This window comes from Stenotrophomonas sp. YJH_SMC_106-19 (genome assembly GCF_059368375.1).
Genome location: NZ_JCAFRQ010000002.1, coordinates 670,303 through 684,498, shown reverse-complemented (window position 1 = coordinate 684,498; position 14,196 = coordinate 670,303). Strand labels below are relative to the sequence as shown.

Below are 14,196 nucleotides of genomic sequence, written 5' to 3'. Positions count from 1 at the left end.
GCTGCCCGAATGTCGCCTTACAGGACCGACATCTCAAACAAGGCCATCCTGGATCTGTTCCAGAACAATTGACCACCGTGACCCTTCCGTCAGTGCAGCGGCATCAAGCCTCCTCCACTCCGACACCAGCGTCCTGATCGCCCTACTGCGATCGAATCGCGGCTTTGCAGAGCGCTTGGGAATCTCACCCCGCTCGAATGCCTCCAGCCGGGCCTGCATCTCCGCCTGGGAGTAGACCATCGGACCGGAATCATCCGCCTTTGCCTGGGCCTGGAATGCCTCATACGCTTCGAGAAACCCAAGGAAGCTCGACAGGCGTCCATTCACGATCTGACGTCCGCCATCGCCCACGGCAAGTACCTCGCCACTCGCCGACAGGCACAGCAGCAGATCCTCGCCCCATGGCTCTCGCGCGATAGCCAGAAGTCCGGTGCCATCGATCTCGACCACGTGGGGCACTTCGAACTGAACAAGAGGTACATCGCCCGGCAGCCGTGAAGGAAGCCCCAGCCGAAGCATCAGCTCACTCGTCGACGGTTCCAGTCCGAAATCCCGAAGGACCTGGGCACTCACCTCCAACGAACCCGAGGCATAAACGCGGGAGAATGCAGTTTCAGTCACGCATGAACCTCATGCAGTTTCAGCGGGCAAGGATCGACGCCGCGACGAGCGATTTCCCCGAACACCTGGCTTCCGCGGTCCCCGGGGCACCGGTACCGCCTCGCACAACCCGCCGGATGGTGCGCAGCGGCACCGATCCACCTGGCTCAGCAGACCGGCACCGCACATGCAATGTGGCTAGGTCGTCGCCCCGATGGTGCGCTTCTGAAGCGATTCGATCTTTGCCTGTATTTTCTTCAGACCCACCTTTCCGCAACCCACGAGCGTCAACTCACGAAGCGCGGAAAGATCATTGATGACCTCGATGTTGGCAATCTTCTTGCAGTACTGGATATCCAGTTTCCTGAGCTGCTCGAGCCCCACCAGTGCACGGATGTCTGTCAGCGAACTCAGATTCTTCAGCCATACCGACGCCAACGCGGCAAGTGTCTCGATGCCATCGAGGCTTTTGAGCTTCGTGCCACCCAACAGTCCCAGGCGTTCGAGGCCACCAGCCGATGCAGACAGGATGTTGAAGATCTCACCATCCACGGGGACATTCAGAATGTTCAGTTCTTCCAGAGGCAGGGCCAGGGCCTGCCTGAGATTCTTCAATGACTTGTCTGGATAGAGCGAGAGTACTTTCAACGCGGGGAAGCTTGATGTGTCGAAGCGCACCGGCACGTCGACATACAGCGTCCTGAGATTGGGTAGCACAACGCCCGGCCAGGCCAACGTCCCCGTGCCAAGATGGATGCTCAATGCCTCGATGCTCTCAGGCAGAAGTCCTTCCTCGAGTCCATCCATGATCGACGGTGCGATTGATCCCGGCCCAATGCTGAGCGTCTTGAGACCCCGCATTTCCTTGAGGATCTCCGGAAGCGCTTCGAGCTTGTCGCCGGGAGGTGACCAGAGGTGAACCCGCTCGATCCGGGCGAGCCTCTCAGTGTTGAAAGGGGCGTTGAAGAACACCAGCTCAGCACCCGGAGTCGGGAATGCTGCTTCGTGTCTGCCATGCATCAGAACAACTTTCTGCACGCGCTTTCCGATCTGGCCGATGCCCACGTGCTGCAGCCGCGTCTGCGCGCCAGCGGATGCTGCCGGTGCGCACCCGGCAACTAGCGCCCAAAGAATAGTTCGTCGTACTGGCCATTCATCGCCGCAGTGAGAAATTCGTCGAATGTCTCGGCAAGCCTAGTAACACTTTCAAACTCGGGCTCAACGCCGTGCACAACCGCCCCAGAGCTCCGGCCCAGCCCAACGAATTGATAGTCTCCGTCGACCGCCATAAAAATCGGCAAATACTCTGCCCAGAACTTTCGAACATCCTCGCCATCAGCATCCGTCATTGCAGCGTCAATGCTCATCTTCTCAAACTCATCCCAGGAGAACGCGCCATCCGAGACACCCGCAAACTCCTCGATTGAGACGAACCACCGTGACTCATCCTTGTTCGAGAGCGATGTGAAATTCGAAAGAAACTCCAAGTAAAAGGCCGGAACATCTGCATTTATCGAATCATCGATAACAGGTGGCGATCCATCACCACCATCCCTACCAACCAAAATCCAGCCCTTTCCCACAAGAAAATCCAGGAAATTCGAATACAGAATATTCATATCAGCTCCTACACTGCGCCTTTATCACATTTATTATTCTTCTCTGCAATCCAGTTGCAGCACTATGATTCGGATTCTTAATCTTTCTCGTTTCATTCGTAATCGTTAGTACCTGCCCCTCTGGCCCACCCAGCGCCAAGCCGTGAGGATGATGGCCACCGGATTCTCCAGGTTTAGCGCGAATAACGTCCACTTCCGATTTCGGCCGATAGAACACGGGCGTACTATCCGGGTCGATGCCCTGCCACTCAGGCGCGCTCTTGAATTTATCCCTAGCCTCCTGCAATAGATCTGGGTAATCCTTCAACCACTCAGCAAGTGTTTTTGTTACATAGAGCCCCAGCGCATCAAACCAGCGGAACGGATTCCTTGCATATCCATATATGTTTACTCCACCAGCAATAGAAATTGGATCCTCTGAAACATACGAACCCGCGTGCGGATCGTAATAGCGATATCTATTGTAGTGGAGGCCGGTTTCAAGGTCCGCGTACTGCCCTTGGAATCTGATGAAGTTGTGAACCCCGTCATCGAAGCGTTCCTCATGCAACTTGCCCCAACCATCATACGAGCCTGACCAGCCGCACCTCCCGTCGCGACAAAGCAGCCGGATGGGCCGTCCATTAGGATCAACTTGATAGACCCATACCTCCTTGCCCGGTTGGTTTTCCTTGACCTTGGCACCCGAAGATCCCAGCTCGTCCACTAGGCTTGAAACGGGATCGGCAAATGCCGCTTCACTGTGAAGCGGCTCGGGTGGCTTTTCACCGCGCTCGACCACCTCGGCGGCAATGATTAACCCACTTGAGCCCAATGATGCTCCACCGCCCAACAAACCGATACCGCGTTTACTGGCCCCAACTGTGGAACTCACTGGTATTGAAGCACGATTACGATGTAGCAGAGCATCTGCGCCGCTCGCTGCGGGAGTTGGAGCACTGCTAGTTGCGCTTACGCCCCTGCTGGAGCGCTCTACAACCAACGCCAACGGCACAAACGTACCCGGGTAGTACACATACTCCCGCACCCGCTCATGCAGCCTCTCCAGCTGCCGCTGCCGACGCCGTACCTCGACCAGGCTGCCCACATTCCCCACCCACACCGGCGCCGCCTCTTCGGCGTCATTGGCCTGCTGCACTTCGCCCAGCAACGCATCACCATCCCAGAAGAACCACGTCGTCTGCGTCGGGTTGCGCTTGAACACCCGCCGCCCCAGCGGGTCATAGCCGTAGTACGTTGACTGCCCGTTGCGGCGGCTCTCCGCCAACCGATGGTTGGCATCCCAGATCAGCGTCAGGTCATCCGGCGCATCCCCTTGCGGTGCGCCCTTGCGCACCAGATCACCCGCCCGGTCAAACACGTAGTGCACGCCCTGATAGGTGCCTTCGCGCGTCCAGGTGGTCAGGTCGTCGTCGTCGCCGCCTACCACCTTGCGCGCCTGCACCTGCTTCACTTCGGTGCGCAGCCGGTCGCCGGCCGGATCGTTGAAGTAGCGCTCGACCCTTCCCTTCGGGTCGATATGCTGCAGCAGGCGCCCGATCGCGTCGTAGCGGTACTCATCGACGCCCTGTGCGCTGTCGCTACGTTTGGTCAGGTTGCCACTGCGGTCGTAGTCGTAACGCGTCTCGAACAACGGGGCGGCATCTTTCAACACCGACTGTGAGGTCAGCAGGTTGCGGCTGTCGTAGGTGAACTCGCGTTGCAATTGCGGGCTCAGCTGCTCGCGCGTGGTGCGGCCCAGCGCGTCGCGCTCCATCGAGATCGGCGGCTCGTCATTGATGGCCACCGATACGGTCTGGTCGCGCAAGTCGTAGCCGAACGCTAACCGATTGCCGGCAGCGGTCTCGCGCAGTACGCGGTTGCCTACTTCATCATAGGCATAGCCGACGCGGAACCCGTCCTGCAGTTCCTCCAGCAATTGCCCCAGCGGGTCATACCGGCGCTTCACTGTACGCACCGGATTGCGCAGCTCGACAATCTGGCCCTGCACGTCGTAGACAAAGTGTTCCTGTACCTGCTGTCCAGGATGGCGTACATCCGGCAGCGTCTTGCGGGTGATGCGCCCGAGCTTGTCGGTGGTGAAGGCGATGCGCTGGCCCAGCGGATCCACGGTGGCGGTCAGTCGTCCGGCCGCGTCATAGGTATAGCGCCGCGACTGCCCCCAGTAGTCCACTTCCTCGACGATGCGGCCCAGCGCGTCGCGCACCAGCTGATAGGTTTCGCCGCGCTGGTTGATGACCGCGATGAGCTGCTCTTCGGTGTCGTAGCGGTACTCCACGCTGTGCCCATCGGCCTGCAGGCGCTTGCTGATCTGTCCGATGCCCACGTACTGCAGCCGCGTCTGCGCGCCCGCTTCGTCGGTATAGCGCAGCAGCTGATCTTCGGCATCATACTCGCAACGCACACCGTTGCCGTCGGGGCCAGCGGTGGCCAGTAGGCGTCCCTTGGCGTCGTACTCGTAGCGGCTGACCTGCCCCAGCGGGTCGACCTGGCGCAGCAGGTTGCCGAGTGGATCATGCTCAAACCGGCTCTGATGGCCCAGCGCATCGATAACCGCGGCCACCAGTCCATGACGGTCATAGCGCAGTTGCGTGACCGCGTGCCGTGCGTTGGTCTGCGCCTGCAACTGGCCCTGTGCGTCGTAGTCGAAGCGGGTGGTTGCACCCAATGGATCGGTCTGGCTGACCAGCAGGCCCTGGCCATTGTAGGCCTGCTGCCAGTCGACACCATCCGGCGTACGCAACGACACCATGTGGTCGTCCAGGTCGTACTCCATCTGGATCGACGTGCCATCGGCGCGGGTCAGGCAGACCAGGTTGCCATGCGCATCATAGGCAAACGCCGTGCGCAGCCCCTCCGGGTCGGTCACCGCCACGGTGCGCCCGAAATCGTCGTACTCGAACAGCGTCACGCCATCGAGCGGGTCGATCTCGCATAGCGGCAGCTGGTTCTCGTCGAACTTGACCACGCTCAGGTGCCCCAGCGAGTCGGTCACCCGGGTCTCGCGCAGCAGCGCGTCGTACTCGAAGTGATAATCGTAGAGACCACCATCGCCCCACGAATGCACCACCCTGCCCTGCGCATCGAACGCATAGTGGAACGACAGGCCCACGCGGTCGGTATGCCGCACCATGCGGTGACGTTCATAGGCAAACGTGCGTGGCGCCCCCAGTGCGTCGACTGCCGCCAGCAGGTCACCTTCGGCACTGTACCGGTAGCTCACCAGCGGATGCACCAGGCCGGTGGCCGGGTCATGCAGCGCCATGCGGTCGATGCGACCGTGCCGGGCCTCCACTTCGATGAAGCGGCCCTGCAGGTCACCGATACCGCTCTCGACGATGCGCACCAGATGGCCGTCGCGACGCTCGAAGCGCCAGTGGTTGCCATGCGCATCCTCGATGCGCTCGATCGGCCAGGACTGCGGACCCGGCAACGCGCTGACACCTGCAGGCAGCTCGCCACCGAACACGTACTGCAGGCCGTTCTTGAAGCGCACCCGCCACTGCCCGCGCCGCCTCAGCAGGCGCGCGCCATCGACGAAATCGAGAATCGCCCCGGCCTCTCCCTCGGCGGGCGGCAGCTCGGGGAAGAACGCGACCTGGTCGGGGCCGGACAGCCAGACGCTGCCGTCGGCCAGCAGCTCCAGGCGGATGTCTGCCGGCGTCTGCCAACCCGCGCCGCACAGACCCGGCGCGCCCGCGTGGCGCGAGCCGTAGCTGCGTTGCCAGGTGAGTGGCAAGCGGCCCGGAACATCGAAATCCTGGTGGTTGACCACCACGCTGCCATCACGGATGTCCACCGGCTCGGCGCGAAGCACCTTGCACTTCAGGAAACCCGAGGGCAGGTTTCCCCACTTGCCACGCCGCCAATTGGCAAAGGCATCCATCTTCTTGCGGAAGAACGCACTCTTGCGCAGCTTGCCCAGGCCTGCGAACGCCGCGCGGAACGCGAGCGCGGTCCATGACACCGTCGGTGGTCCTCCCACCTTGACGCTGGTGGGAATGGCCACGTTCAGGCCGGTCGGCAGTGACATCGCCCGAAGTGGCTTCTTCGGCTTCTTCACCCGGAACGGGTTGATCATGCCGGCCAGATTGCAGTCCAGCACCGGCATCGCCAGCCGCGAGAACGGCTCGCCATCGGCCGACACGGTACGACTGCCCATGAAGATCTCTTCGCCGTCGAACTGCGGCCCCATCGGTGCCGCCAACGGCGGCCCCCACACACCGAGCGGGATGTGGATGTCCAGGCCGCCGGTACCGGCGGTGCCGCGATGCACGCCGTTGACCTTGATGGTCGAACCGATGAACGGGATGTAGTCGAACGGATCGAGCACCAGGCCGATGTGCGGCGTCGGCAGCGGGCACGGCGGCACCGCATACATGTGGATGTCGATACCCAGCTGCGGATCGAAATGCTTGGCGGCGATGCTCACGGCAACACTCCCTGTTGCTTTACAAGGCGCGGAACAACGCGCGCAGGAACGCCTTTACTTCGTCACGGTACTCGGCGCTGATCCAGGTCACGACGATGATGCCAAGCACGATGGCCACCAGCATCACCACGGTCTTGTTCGACTTCATGCAACAGCCACTCCTGTAACGGCGGGCCCTGCAGGCGCCGCCACGGGCGGCTGCAGCAGGCCACTGGGATCGGGCAGCGGCTGCATCGCCGGGGGCTCGCTCCACACCGGAATCTCGTGGTCGAGCGGGTGTTCGATCGCCGGCAGGCCGTTCCAGCCCGGGTCGAGGAAATCACGGCCGACGGCCACGATCTTGCGGAAGAATTCGTCACCGCCCTGGATCAGCCGCTCGCGTTCCTGCTGCGCACGATGAAAACCGCGCTCCAGCGCGGCATCGAGCTCGGCGTCGATGGCATCCAGCGCCGGACGCGGAGGACGCGGGCCGAGTGCGCGCCCCTGCGCGTCCGCCTTCTCCAGCAGGCCGGTGCTGGCCTGCAGGTAGTCAGTGGCGACCTGCTGCAGTTGCTGGCAGCGTCGTGCGTCCTGAAGCTGCAGCAGATCCCACAATGCCTGCGGCAGCGTCGTCGCCTTGCGGTCGGCCGGCGCCAGCGGCTTGGCGATGCGGATCGCCTCCAGCAGCTGCGTGCGCGCAGCCTCTCGCTGGCCCGCCTGCACATGACACCAGCCCGCCATGCGCTGGCCCTCCAGTGCGAACATGGGGTGCGGAATGCTGGCTGCGGAAGCGGATGCCTGCAGGTAGGTCTGTGCCGCACGCTCGGGTTGCTTGGCCGCCAACCAGCAGCCCGCTTCACCGAACCAGCTCTGCATCACCAGTTCCGGCGCGGCAGGATTGCCGCTGGCACGTGCACCTTCGGCGGCGCTGCGTGCCTGCCGGTAGCTGTTGATCGCCTGACTGTGATCGCCATGTTTCAGCCAGGCACCAGCCACCATCATCTGCACCACCGACTGCTGGTCCTGCCAGCCATGCCGCTGCGCCAGGCCCTGCGCGCGTCCGGCGCGGGCCACCACCTGCGACGGACTGCCTCGCTCCAGCAGCAGCATCAGGTCCGCCAGCAGCTGCCGGTACAGCACTTCCGGACCGCGACCACCGGATTGCGCGGCGGTATCCCGGGCAATCGCAAACATGTCGACCGGTGCGGTGACCACCCGTGCGGTCCTGGCATGACGCTCCAGCAGCGGCTGCCAGCGCGGGTCCTCTTCGGTATCCACCAGCACCAGTCGCAGGCGCTCTCCCGGCGCAGCGGCCAGCGCCGCATCCAGCCAGCGCTCGAAGCCTTCACCGGGCACGCAACGCTCCGGTTCCAGCACGGCAGCCAGCAGGCGCAGATGCTCGCCGTGATGGTCGATGAAACTCTCCAGCACATCGACCACACCCTGCGCGCTGTCCGGATGCGCTTCGCTCGGGCCACGCCAGCCCAGTGGCACCTGCTGCGCGCGCAGATCGTCCTGGCTGGCCAGATAACGGTCGAGCAGATCCTGCTTGACCTGCCGGCTGTAACGGAAGCCAAGCTCATAGGCGGTATCGATGCGCAGGAAGCAGTCCGGCGTATCACGCCCTGCGTCGTTGCGCTGCATCTCGAAGAACGCGGCCAGCAGGCGGCTGGCGGCAGCCGGCAGACGCCATACCAACAGGCGCCTGCTGCTGTCGGCGCTGGCCTCCAGCCAGGCGTCGCGCAATGCGTTCAGGCCGCGCAGCATGGGGGTGTCCTGCATGGTGTATCTCCCGTGCTGTTCAGCAGTTGAGCTTGATCTCGCTGCCGTTGACTGACACACCGCCTGCGTCGATGACCACTTCCGAGCCACCGGCGGTGATCTTGATGGCGCTGTCGGTGATCTCGATGACCGAGCCACCCACCTTGGTGGACAGCTTGACCGCCGACTCCAGGCTCATCGCGCCATCCGAGCCCTGGCTGTGCGTACCGGTCACGTCCTGGCTGAAATTGCCGGTGACGTCGATCACCCGCTCGCCGACATTGCTGTCGTCGACCTTGCCCTGCACGCTGCGCTTGTCATGACCGGTAATGGTCACCTCCCGCGCGGCGTTCAGCGTCTCCGTCACCAGTCCGCCAACCGTGCGACTGGAGGTCGAGGTGACGGTCTCGGTCCACGTGCCGGTGCGCTGGCTGGTGAAGTTGCCGGTCAGGGTGGTCTTGAAGTCGCCGGTGATGGTTTCGGTATAGCCGGCCGCAGAGATCGTCTTGGTTTCCCCTGCTTCGTACTTCTCGGTCACCGCGCCGGTCACATTGGTGGTGCGGGTGCCGGTAACGCCGAGCGTGTCGGTGCCGGTGACCGTGATGCCACGGTTGCCGCCGACGCTGATGTCCTGGTTGGCGCCGACGTCCATTCGATGGTTGACCGACACCGATGTGGACTTGTTGTTCTTGACGCTGGCGTTCTGGTCGTTGAGCACGGTGGTGACCATGTCACGCTGCGCCCGCATGTTCAGCAGCTCGCCACCGGCGCCATCATGCATGGTGATCTCATTCCAGCCCGCGCCCTTGACCGTCTTCGACTTGAGGCCGCTCACCTCCATGCCGAACGGCGGCATGTTGTCCTCGTTGTAGACACGACCGGTGATGATGGGGCGGTCCGGGTCGCCATCGAGGAAATCGACGATCACCTCCTGGCCCACGCGCGGCGGCGACACGCCACCCATGTCGGCGCCTGCCCACGGACTCGCACTGCGGATCCAGCACGAGGCATTCTCGCGGCGATCCAGCTGGCGGTCCCAATGGAACTGCACTTTCACCCGGCCGTAGCGGTCGGCATGCAGCTCCTCCCCCGGCGGACCAACCACGGTGGCGGTCTGCGGACCCGGCATGCGTGGCCATGGCGTCCGCCGCAGCGGCCTGTAGGGGATGCGACGGCGCAGCACCTCGGCCTGCACTTCGACACTCGGGGCTTCAGCGCTGCCGAAATCGGCAGCGAAATTATTGTGGCCTTCCCGCTGCACGCTCACCACGAAGAAGCTGCGGTCGGTATCGTCACGTCCGATGAAATCCGGGTGCCGCTCCAGTTCGAAGCAGGCGCCGGCATCGAGCTCACCGGCGTTGCCCGCGCACTCGAACAGCTTGGTCGGCCACGCGACTTCCTCGTTGCGCACCGCCGCCAGCGCCTGGCCAATGCGGCTGTTGGTGAAACGCGCCGCACCGTCGTAGCGGTACTGCTCGAGCGGCGGCAGCAGGCCCAGCGGCACCTGGTTGCCCTGGTTGCCATCCAGCGTCTGGCCCGGCTGCTTGAAGTCGAAACTGCGCAGGGTCTGCACGCTGGGCCCGACGCGTCGGCGTGCACCCCAGCGGTGCAGACCGGTGCTGGCCAACGTGCCCTGGTCGGACACGAACGCGATGGGCTGCGGTTCGCCGTGCGCGGTGCTCAGCGTTGAATCGTCGCTGATCACCATCGTATGGCCCTCTTCGTCATGGACGAAGCTGTAGTACAGGCCGGCATCTTCCAGCAGGCGACTGACGAAGGCGAAATCGGACTCGTTGTACTGCACGCAGTACGGCAGCGGCGGCAGCTTGCCGGCATTGAGGTCGTAGCGGAACTTCGCCAGCTGTGCGTAGCCCTGGAACACCTCCTCGATGATCTGCAGCACGTTGCGGTCCTGGAAGATCCGGCAGTTGCAGGTGTAATCGAGGAAGGCGAACCAGGGCGCGAGCTCGGCCCGGTAGGCACTGAACTGGGCCTGTTGGCCGGTACTGGCGAACTCGCGAACGTAGCCGTGCACGCTGCGGTTGCCGAATTCATCGCCCAGCTGCAGGCGCAGCGGCTGCCCGACCAGCTGTTTCAGCTCCAGCCGCGGCTGGACCGACAGCAGTTCGATACGGTAGGCGAACGGGCTGGACACCGCCTCGCTGCCCTCGAAACGCTTGACCAGGAAAGTGTCCGGATCCAGAGCGGTTTCGACGCGGATCAGGCGTCGGTCCTGGTGCAGGCGCTGCAGTGCGGCGCCGGGAAGCAGTGATTCGGCGTACATCGGGCGTTCCGTCGTCCCATGTTGGTCGTGGCCCGACTTTGCCACCGGCAGGTGACATGCGCCAGCTTTTTGACGCTTTTGCCTCTGGATAAAGAGATGAATTCATTAAGGAAATTCAAGGAACTGCGAATTTCCTCACATTTCCTTCCCCGCGACCCCGTCGCCAACGCTGGCCCCGGCGTGAGTGCGCGAACGCTGCCTCACGCCGGCAGGCAATGCTCGACAATCAGCTGGATGGCGCTACCACCGCGATAGTCGTCGCAGGCCAGCCGGTAGGCCAGATGCACATGGCGGCTCGGCGCATTGCCGTGCCAGCCGCCAAAATGGATCGCGTTGATCGTGCCAGGCACGCCAGGCAGGCGCAGTTCCAGCTTGAGGTGGCGTTCCTTCAGCACGCGCCAGTTGGCCACTTCGAAATGGCCATCGAACAGCGGCTCCGGGAAGCCCTGCCCCCAAGGACCGGCCAGGCGCAGCGCATCGGCATGGCGATGGTCGAGCTCGTCCGCTGCCAGTTCGCCGTCGCTGAGCACCTGCTGTTGAAGTGCCGCTGGGTCGAGCATCTCCAGCACGACGGCAACGAAGGCCGCCTTGAAGGCGTCGACATGATCGAGCCGCAGGCTGAGGCCGGCCGCCATGGCGTGACCGCCGAAGCGTTCGATCAGGCCGGGATGTCGTGAATCGACCAATGCCAGCGCGTCACGGATATGCAGGCCCGGAATCGAACGCGCGGAGCCACGCAGGGTGTCGGCACCGGGCTCGGCCGGCGCGAAGGCGATCACCGGCCGGTGCAGGCGATCCTTCATCTTCGAGGCCACCAGACCGACCACGCCCGGATGCCAGTCCGCATCGAACAGGCAGGCGGCCACCGGACGCTGGCCGGAGGTATCCAGCACGACCCGCGCCAGCGCCTGCTCCGCGTCGTCGGTCATCGACTGCTGCACGGCGCGGCGCTCGCTGTTGATCTGCTCCAGCATCTGCGCGATGTCGCGCGCCTGCCGCGGGTCCTCGGTCAGCAGCAGCGCGATGCCCAGCGCCATGTCTTCCAGCCGACCGGCGGCATTCAGGCGTGGGCCCAGGGCGAAGCCGATGTCGGTCGCGGTCAGCCGCGCGGCGTCGCGCCCACTGGCTTCGATCAGCGCCTTCAGGCCGACACAGCCCTGCCCCGAACGCAATCTGCGCAGGCCCGCACTGACCAGTGCGCGGTTGTTCGGATCCAGCGCCACCAGGTCGGCGACGGTGCCGACCGCCACCAGGTCCAGCAGCGTGGTCAGGTCCGGGCCCTTGCCATCGGCGAACACGCCGGCCTCGCGCATCCGCCGGCGCAGCGCCATCAGCACGTAGAAGATCACGCCGACACCGGCCAGCGACTTGCTGGGAAATGCGTCGCCATCCAGGTTCGGATCGACGATCACGTCGGCCGCAGGCAACTGCGGGCCCGGCAGATGATGGTCGGTGACCAGCACCTGCCAGCCACGCGCCTTTGCGGCCGCGACGCCGGCATGGCATGCAATGCCGTGGTCGACGGTGACCAGAAGGTCCGGCTTCAGCGCGGCCAGTTCCTCCACCAGCGAGGGCGACAGTCCATAGCCGTGCACCATCCGGTTGGGCACCGCATGGAAGACATGCTGTGCGCCGAGCATGCGCAGGCCGCGCACGCCGACCGCACAGGCGGTAGCGCCATCGCAATCGAAATCGCCAACCACCAGGATGCGCTTGTCGTTGGCGATGGCTTCGATCAGCAGATCGACCGCAGCGTCGATGCCGGTCAGCAGTTCGGGGGCATGCAGATTGCCCAGCTTCGGCAGCGCCAGTTCCGGCGTCCCCGCGCCACGGCTGGCATAGAGACGTGCGAGCAGTGGCAGCGTTCCCTCCGGCCATGCAGCCGGCGTAGCTGCCTCACGGCGTCGGATTGTCGGCGTATCGGAAGACGGCAGCGCTGGATCGGCGGCAAGGGACATCGGCATCGCCGGTTACGAAAGACAGAGGGATGATACCGCGCGTGGGAGAGGCTGGCGGGATTGCGCCCGGCACCTGCGGTAGTGCCGGCCGCTGGCGGCAACCCCGGCAAACATCGGGGTCAGAGCCGTTCTCCGATGGAAAACGGACCCGACCCCGCTCGACCGAGGCCCCGCTCAATCGTGCAGCTGCCGCGGCTTCTTCCAGAAGTGCCAGCGCTGGCCACGGTCGAGCTGGAACTGCAGGCCGTCCTCGAAATCGAGCACCAGCCGCCGCAGTTCGCCACGCTTCAACGCGGCCAGCAGCGGGCGGATCGCCTCGTTGCCCAACTGCTGCAGCGAACGCAGCTGGCGCAGGTCAACCAGCGCATCGACAGCCTGCTCACCATCCACCGCCACGCCAGCGGCCTGCGCCAGGCTCTGCAGCAGCGCATCGCGGCTGCGCACCTGCGCATGCACCGTGCTGACCGACACCGGCATCACGCCACCGCCCCAGAACCACAGCGAATTGATCGGCTGCTGGCCCTGCGCGGCACGCTGCTGGTTCCAGGAGTGGTTGTGCAGCAGCACCTGCGCCTCGGTCATCAGCGCCCGCCAGCGGCGGCCGCCCTCGCCTTCCGGCAGGTGCGAGAACAGGTCATCGCCGAGCACCTCGTCGGGACCGTCGAACGCCGGCAGTGCGGTATCGATCGGCAGCCGCAGATACCAGCGCGACGGATCAGGCGCGTCGAGCACGAAGCCGGCCTCGGCGAACAACGGCTGCAGCACCGGCAGCAGGGCGAGGCTGTCTGCCAGGGTTGGTCGCAGGGTTTCGCCGTAGGCCATCATCCGCGCGCCATGCATGTCCGGCACCATGCAGGCCGGATCGGCGCGCAGCCAGCTGGCACCGGCCGCATCGCCCACGTCACGCTGGCGGGTCAGCGCGGCCACCGGCCAGTGCGGCGCGGCGACCTTGAAATGGCGCATCAGCTGCGCCCGTTCACCCGGCTCGACCTGCACCGCTGTGGCACGGCCGAGCGCACGTGCCACATCGTCCGGCAGCGCAGCCGCGGCAAAGCGGCTGCGTGCGGGCAACAGCAGGGTCGCCGTCGCCACGTGCTCAGTCCACGTAGCTGACGCTGACGATCTCGTACTCGCGCTGCCCAGCCGGGGCGTCGATCACGATCGAATCGCCTTCCAGCTTGCCGATCATCGCGCGCGCCACCGGCGAGGAAATCGCGATCAACCCCAGCTTGATATCCGCTTCGAGGTCACCCACGATCTGGTACTTCTTCTCTTCGTCGGTTTCCACGTCGGCCAGGGTCACGCTGGCGCCGAACACCACCTTGGAGCCGGCATTGAGCTTGCTCACGTCGATGATCTCGGCGTGCGACAGCTCGCCTTCCAGCTGCTTGATGCGGCCTTCGATGAAGCCCTGTTCCTCGCGCGCGGCGTGGTACTCGGCATTCTCCTTCAGGTCGCCATGCTCACGCGCTTCGGCGATCGCGGCGATCACCTTCGGCCGCTTGACCGACTTCAGGTGATCCAGTTCGTCGCGCAGCTTCTGCGCGCCCTTCATCGTGATGG

10 protein-coding genes are annotated in these 14,196 nt (G+C 64.3%); all 10 read right to left on the bottom strand.

The annotated features are described in order from the left end of the window. Positions 1-33 precede the first annotated feature (33 nt). The gene (locus tag AC5P5M_RS10695; RefSeq protein WP_481526382.1) at positions 34-621 is read right to left on the bottom strand and encodes an SUKH-4 family immunity protein; all 588 of its coding nucleotides are present in this window, start codon (positions 619-621) and stop codon (positions 34-36) included. A gap of 177 nt (positions 622-798) precedes the next feature. Then, positions 799-1,665 carry a hypothetical protein gene (locus AC5P5M_RS10690; RefSeq protein WP_495205847.1) on the bottom strand — a complete coding sequence of 289 codons (867 nt, stop codon included), beginning with the start codon at positions 1,663-1,665 and terminating at the stop codon, positions 799-801. A 53-nt stretch (positions 1,666-1,718) separates the two neighbouring features. Further along, positions 1,719-2,219, bottom strand: a complete 501-nt coding sequence (locus AC5P5M_RS10685; RefSeq protein WP_053519334.1) for an SMI1/KNR4 family protein — start codon at positions 2,217-2,219, stop codon at positions 1,719-1,721. 1 nt (position 2,220) lies between these two features. Next, on the bottom strand, positions 2,221-6,651 hold the full coding sequence (locus tag AC5P5M_RS10680; protein ID WP_495205846.1) for an RHS repeat-associated core domain-containing protein: 4,431 nt from the start codon (positions 6,649-6,651) through the stop codon (positions 2,221-2,223). Between the two features lie 19 nt (positions 6,652-6,670). After that, positions 6,671-6,799 carry a hypothetical protein gene (locus AC5P5M_RS10675; RefSeq protein WP_006441023.1) on the bottom strand — a complete coding sequence of 43 codons (129 nt, stop codon included), beginning with the start codon at positions 6,797-6,799 and terminating at the stop codon, positions 6,671-6,673. After that, a complete protein-coding gene (locus AC5P5M_RS10670; RefSeq protein WP_495205845.1) occupies positions 6,796-8,412 on the bottom strand; it encodes a hypothetical protein in 1,617 nt (538 codons plus the stop codon). The genes AC5P5M_RS10675 and AC5P5M_RS10670 overlap by 4 nt, the downstream gene beginning before the upstream one ends. 19 nt (positions 8,413-8,431) lie before the next feature. Beyond that, the gene (locus AC5P5M_RS10665; protein ID WP_065175609.1) at positions 8,432-10,675 is read right to left on the bottom strand and encodes a type VI secretion system Vgr family protein; all 2,244 of its coding nucleotides are present in this window, start codon (positions 10,673-10,675) and stop codon (positions 8,432-8,434) included. 200 nt (positions 10,676-10,875) lie between these two features. After that, positions 10,876-12,633, bottom strand: a complete 1,758-nt coding sequence (gene recJ, locus AC5P5M_RS10660) for a single-stranded-DNA-specific exonuclease RecJ (protein WP_445394518.1) — start codon at positions 12,631-12,633, stop codon at positions 10,876-10,878. A 174-nt stretch (positions 12,634-12,807) separates the two neighbouring features. Then, positions 12,808-13,725, bottom strand: a complete 918-nt coding sequence (locus AC5P5M_RS10655) for a phosphoglycerate mutase (RefSeq protein WP_495205844.1) — start codon at positions 13,723-13,725, stop codon at positions 12,808-12,810. Between the two features lie 4 nt (positions 13,726-13,729). Then, a complete protein-coding gene (gene greA / locus AC5P5M_RS10650; protein ID WP_026347191.1) occupies positions 13,730-14,194 on the bottom strand; it encodes a transcription elongation factor GreA in 465 nt (154 codons plus the stop codon). Between the last annotated feature and the right edge of the window lie 2 nt (positions 14,195-14,196).

What these genes read in the sequence shown, in the direction of transcription:
- AC5P5M_RS10665 (WP_065175609.1), bottom strand. Translation starts at nt 10,675, where the DNA reads ATGTACGCCGAATCACTGCTTCCCGGCGCCGCACTGCAGCGCCTGCAC.
- AC5P5M_RS10685 (WP_053519334.1), bottom strand. Translation starts at nt 2,219, where the DNA reads ATGAATATTCTGTATTCGAATTTCCTGGATTTTCTTGTGGGAAAGGGC.
- AC5P5M_RS10675 (WP_006441023.1), bottom strand. Translation starts at nt 6,799, where the DNA reads ATGAAGTCGAACAAGACCGTGGTGATGCTGGTGGCCATCGTGCTTGGC.
- AC5P5M_RS10670 (WP_495205845.1), bottom strand. Translation starts at nt 8,412, where the DNA reads ATGCAGGACACCCCCATGCTGCGCGGCCTGAACGCATTGCGCGACGCC.
- recJ (WP_445394518.1), bottom strand. Translation starts at nt 12,633, where the DNA reads ATGTCCCTTGCCGCCGATCCAGCGCTGCCGTCTTCCGATACGCCGACA.